Source organism: Kitasatospora sp. NPDC087314, assembly GCF_044744365.1.
Lineage (GTDB): Bacteria > Actinomycetota > Actinomycetes > Streptomycetales > Streptomycetaceae > Kitasatospora.
In genome coordinates, this window is record NZ_JBIUYE010000038.1 from 1 (window position 1) to 5,330 (window position 5,330).

General features: G+C 71.1%; 3 protein-coding genes and 2 pseudogenes. All 5 read right to left on the reverse strand.

Going from position 1 to position 5,330, the window contains the following annotated elements:
* A pseudogene (locus ACIO5E_RS39505) lies at positions 1-161 on the reverse strand (ATP/GTP-binding protein); the annotation flags it as partial.
* Positions 142-813: a DUF742 domain-containing protein gene (locus ACIO5E_RS39510; protein ID WP_400677529.1), complete on the reverse strand. Its 672-nt coding sequence runs from the start codon at positions 811-813 to the stop codon at positions 142-144. The pseudogene ACIO5E_RS39505 and the gene ACIO5E_RS39510, both read right to left, overlap by 20 nt.
* Before the next feature lie 161 nt (positions 814-974).
* A complete protein-coding gene (locus tag ACIO5E_RS39515; RefSeq protein ID WP_097236138.1) occupies positions 975-1,388 on the reverse strand; it encodes a roadblock/LC7 domain-containing protein in 414 nt (137 codons plus the stop codon).
* A gap of 10 nt (positions 1,389-1,398) precedes the next feature.
* A complete protein-coding gene (locus ACIO5E_RS39520; protein ID WP_400677531.1) occupies positions 1,399-4,755 on the reverse strand; it encodes a nitrate- and nitrite sensing domain-containing protein in 3,357 nt (1,118 codons plus the stop codon).
* Positions 4,756-5,148: 393 nt separating this feature from the next.
* Positions 5,149-5,330: pseudogene (locus ACIO5E_RS39525) on the reverse strand (ATP-binding protein); the annotation flags it as partial.

Sequence of the window (5,330 nt, forward strand, 5' to 3'; positions counted from 1 at the left end):
GCGGAGGCCGAGGTCATGACGGCTTCGGTGCGCAGGGGGTTGATCTCGGAGACGGCGCCGACGAGCGTGGTCTTGCCGACACCGAAGCCGCCCGCGACGACGATCTTCGCGGAGGTGGTGGCGCGGGTGGGGGCGGCCGCGTTAGAGCTTGCGAAGTCCACTGAGGACCCTTTCGAGCAGCGTGACGTCGGGCTGGTTTCCGGATTCGCCGCCGGAAGCGGGCTGGTGGATGGCGACGAGGCCGGCCTCGGCCAGGTCGGCCACGAGGATGCGGGCCACCCCCAGGGGAAGGGAGAGCAGCGCCGACACCTCGGCGACGGATTTGACCTCCGTGCACAGGGTGCAGATCCGCTGGTGCTCGGGGAGCAGGGTGGCCAGGCGCTGCGGGTCGACGTCGGCGGAGACGAGGGCCTCCAGCGCGAGTTCGTAGCGCGGCCGGGTGCGGCCACCGGTCATCGCGAACGGCCGGATCAGCGGGCCGGAGTCGGGTTCGTCCTCGAACTCCTCGACGTGCCCGGGCTCGTGGGCCGGCTGGTAGCCGGGGGCCGGGGCGGGCGCCGGCGCCGGGTAGCCGGGCGGCGGCGTGTCGAAGGCGGGCTGCGGCTGTCCGTACTGCCCGTGCTGGTCGTACTGCTCCTGCGGCTGCCCGTACGGGTGCTGGGGCTGCCCGTACTGGTGCTGGCCGTACTGCTGGCCGTGCTGAGGCCGGCCGTACTGCTGACCGTGGCCGACGCCGGGTGCTCCGAAGGCGTCATGGCCTGTGCCAGGGTACGGAACGCCGTACTGGCCGCTGCGGTCGTCGGGCGGTGTCACGGTTCCTCTCCTCACAGGGTGCGGCGGTGCGGTGCGAGCTTCGGTGCAGGTCCGGAGCCGGTGGTGCGAAGGCCGTACAACGTCCGAACCCGAGCCCGCCGAAGCGGGCCCGGGAAGGACGCGGAGGTACTTCGAATACCTGGACGGTATCCGACGGACCGTCAGTGCAGGAGACTGCCCTGGAGTTCCGCGCGGAGTGCGGGGGTGAGGACGGCGCCGGCGCGGTCGACGAGCAGGGCCATTTCGTAGCCGACGAGGCCGATGTCGGAGTCGGGGGAGGCGAGTACGGCGAGGGCGGAGCCGTCGCTGATGGCCATGAGGAAGAGGAAGCCTCGTTCCATCTCGACGACGGTCTGGTTGACCTCGCCGCCCTCGAAGATCCGGCTGGCGCCGGAGGTGAGGGAGGTGAGGCCGGAGGCGACGGCTGCGAGCTGGTCGGCGCGGTCGCGGGGGAAGCCCTCGGACATGCACAGCAGGAGGCCGTCGGCGGAGACCACCACGGTGTGGGACACCCCGGGGGTGTTGTCCACGAAATTGGTGATCAGCCAGTTCAGGTTCTGTGCGGCCTGGCTCATCTGAGTCAACTCAACGCTCCTGGTGGTTCGAGCCGCCGAAGAGATCGGTGCTTCGGTTCTGTCCGTTGCCGGACGGGTCTACCTGATCGGGGTCGATCCGGAAGCTTCCGGTGTTACCGGCACTGCGGCCCTGCTCCACACCGCGGCGCAGGTTGGTGAGCCGACCGCGGACCTCCTCGGGGCTGCGGGAGACCTGCGGCCCTTCCTGCGGAGTGGGCTTGGCGTTCCCGGCCACCAGGTTCTGCTTGGGCACGCGCCGCGGCAGGCCCGCCCCGGTGGTGCCGCCGGAGGCGGGTTCGCGGGTCTGCTCGGCCCGCTGCCAGGCGCCGTCGTTGGGCGACTGCCAGGGGGAGTTGGTCGGACCGGTCGGGCCGTAGCCGCCGAGCGCCGACACGTCGTGGCCGCGCGGTTCCTCGGCCGCCGAGGTGTCCTTGGCGCCGGCGAACCAGTTCGGGGTCTCGCCGGTGGAGCCGGTGCCCGCCGGAGCGGCCTGCGCCCCGAAGCCGCCACTCGCCAGCTGCTGGCCGGGGCGGCGCTGCGGCAGCCCGGACGGCAGGGTGGGGGTGGACTCGGCGGCGGGCAGGGCGGGCGGCTCCGGGGCGTACGGGTGGCCGGCCGGGGCCTCCTCGGCCTGGTGGCCGTACTGGTCGGCGCCGTAGCCGTCCTGGTAGCCCTGGTATCCGGCCTCCTGGTAGTCCTGGCGGCCGTACTGCTCGTCGGCGTAGCCGGACTGGTCGTAGCCCTGCTGCGGGTACTGGCCGTACTGGTCCTGGCCGTACTCGTCCTGCTGGTAGCCGTCCTGGGCGTAGCCGTACTGGTCGTCGGCGTAGCCGGACTGCTCGTAGGCCTGCGGGGCGTACTGGTCGTAGCCCTGCTGGTACTCCTCCTCGACCTCGGCGTCCAGCACCGGCGGCTCGCCGCCGTGCGGGGCGCTCTCCAGGGCCGCGCGGCGGACCTGGTCGAGGCGCTGCGAGCGCTGGACGGCCTCCAGGGCCGGGCTGAAGCCGCTGGAGCCGGCGTTGCCGTTGCCGGTGAGGTGGTCGTCGAAGCCCAGCTCGGCGGCGCTGCGCGGCTGGCCGTTGGACGCCCACTCGGAGGTCGGCTCCTGCTCGGAGAAGATCCGGGAGACGGTGAACTGCTCCTCGGGCTCCGGTACGGCGCCCGAGCGGGTGATGAACGGCGGGAGCATGACGAGCGAGGTGGTGCCGGCGGACTCGCCCGAGGGGCGGAGCTGGACGCGGATGTCGTGCCGCTGCGAGAGGCGGCCGACCACGAACAGGCCCATGCGGCGGGAGATGGTGGCGTCGACGGTGGGCGGCTCGGCCAGCTTCTCGTTGATCTCGGCGAAGTCGTCGGCGGTGAGGCCGATGCCCTTGTCGTGGATCTCGACCAGCACCCGGCCGTCCGGCAGGCGGGTCGCGTTGACCAGGACCCGGGTCTGCGGGCTGGAGAACGAGGTGGCGTTCTCCAGCAGCTCGGCGAGCAGGTGGACGAGGTCGGTCACGGCGGCGCCGACGACCTCGACCTCCGGGATGCCGGACAGCTCGACGCGCTCGTACTGCTCCACCTCGGAGGCGGCGGCGCGGAGCACGTCGACCAGCGGGACCGGGGTGTTCCAGCGGCGGCCGGCCTCCTCGCCCGCGAGGACGAGCAGGTTCTCACCGTTGCGGCGCATACGGGTCGCGAGGTGGTCCAGCTTGAAGAGGTTCTCCAGCTGGTCCGGGTCGGCCTCGTTGTTCTCCAGGTCGGTGATCAGCGCCAGCTGGCGCTGGATCAGGCCCTGGCTGCGGCGCGACAGGTTGGTGAAGATCGCGTTGACGTTCCCTCGCAGCAGCGCCTGCTCGGCGGCGAGCGCCACGGCCTGCTGGTGAACCTGGTCGAACGCCCGGGCGACCTCGCCGATCTCGTCCTTGCCGTGCAGCGGGATCGCGTTGACCGAGGTGTCGACCCGGTCGGGGTCGGTCTTGGAGAGCTTCTCGACCAGGTCCGGCAGGCGGTGGTCGGCGATCTCCAGGGCGGCGCTGCGCAGGGTGCGCATGCCGAGGATCATCGAGCGCGCGACGTAGCCGGTGAGCAGGCCGGCCAGGATGAGTGCGGCGACGACGATGATCGTGTTGAGGATGGCGTCGTAGAGCGCGTTGTCCTTGAGGTTGCGGGAGTCCGTGAGGACGTCGTCCAGCAGCTGGACCTCGGTGGTCCGCAGGGCCTGGATGTGGGAGCCGGCGGCCTGGTTCCAGTTCTCCGGGGTGAGGCCCGCGTCCTTGGCCTCCTTGTAGGCCTGGTCGGCGGCGGCCTTGCCCTTGGTCTGGCCTTCGGCGGCGGCCTGGCTGTAGGCGGCGCCGAGGGAGAGCAGGGTCTGCATGGAGGGCGCGGTGCCGTTCGGCATCTTGTACGCCGAGCGCTCCTGCGCGGTGGCCTGGGCGACCTGCGCGTTGGAGTACTTGCGGGCGTCCTCGGGGGCGCTGCCGGTGTTGAACTCGGTCAGCGAGACCTGCTCCAGCCGCTCCGACACCAGGATCTGCTGGATCACGTCGGCGTTCTCGAACCGGGTGGTGGCGTTCTGGGAGATGCCGACCAGCAGGTGCAGCATGAGTGCGCGCTGGGTCGAGGCGGAGGCCTTGGCGAGGGACATCGCGTAGATCGCGCGACCCTTGCTGGCCGCGTTGCTGGAGCCCATGCCGACCGAGTTGTCGTAGGACAGCAGCGGGGCGAACATCACCGAGTAGGCGTTGGCGGTGGCGCTGGCGAACAGCTCGGGGCCGTACGCGTTGGCCCGCAGGTGCGGCAGGTCGATCACGAGCGCCTGGAAGGCCTCGTGGCGGCGCGGCAGTTCGCCGGACTTGTCGGAGGCCGCGTAGGCCGCCTCGTACGCCTTCAGCGCGGCGTCGGTGTCGGCCCGGATCTTGGCGACCTTGCCGTCCGGGTCCTGCTTGGTGAGCAGGGGTATCAGCGTGGTGTCGCGCTCGATCTCCAGCGCTTCGGCGAGTTCGGTCGCCGCCTTGGCCAGCTCGGCGGTCTTCTCGGCCCGGGAGGCCTTGATGTAGCCGTCGACCGAGGTGTTCACGCGGAGGCCGCCGAAGACGAGGCTGATGATCACGGGGATCAGCAGGATCGCGATCAGACGGGTCGGCACGCGCCAGTTGCGCGGGCGGAGGAAGTCGTACCGGCCTGAGCCGCCGTCGCCGTCCGAGCCACCGCCGCGGAGCTCCGTGGAGGCGGTCGGGGGCTGCGGGGCCGGGGACGCCGGGGAGCGTTCCTCGGTGGGTGTGAACGCGGAGAATCCGGCCGGGTCCGTTGCGGTGCCGTTCGGCTCGCTCCGGCGGGGCTCGGAGCGCCGCTGCGGGGCGGGTTGCTGCTTACGCCTCACTCGACAACTACCTCTCGGCCGACTGCCGGCCATGGATCAATCCAGCGCTACCCCCGGGCCCTGGCCCGTCACCGGCGGGCCGGCACGAAAGCTTCAGGGGTAGCTGGAATTTCAGCACGTGCAGGGATGGGGGACAAACAGCCGCCTCATGGCCCCCGCGTCGGAGCAATCCGGACATTCACCGACATGACGGAGCAAAACCGTGGTCTTCTGGCGCTGAGTGGCGCTGATTCGCCACACAGGGTCACTGTTGATCACAAAATGCCTACCGAACTGTTATCCGCTGCTTATACACGGGTCTTGTGCGGTGCCCCTGGAGGACACCGGCCGGTAAGCGGCTCCGCCCCCGGGGCCGTCAGTTCGACGGCTCCGGGGGTCCGGATGCCCCGCCGCTCATCGCAGTCGGGCGAGGAGGGCGTGTTCGACGAGGGTGATGAGGGCGCTCTTGGCGCTGTCGCGGCGGCGGGCGTCGAGGGTGACGACGGGGGTTTCGGCGCTGAGTTGGAGTGCTTCGCGGACTTCGTCGGCGGTGTGGGGCTGGTGTCCGTCGAAGCCGTTGAGGGCGACGACGAAGG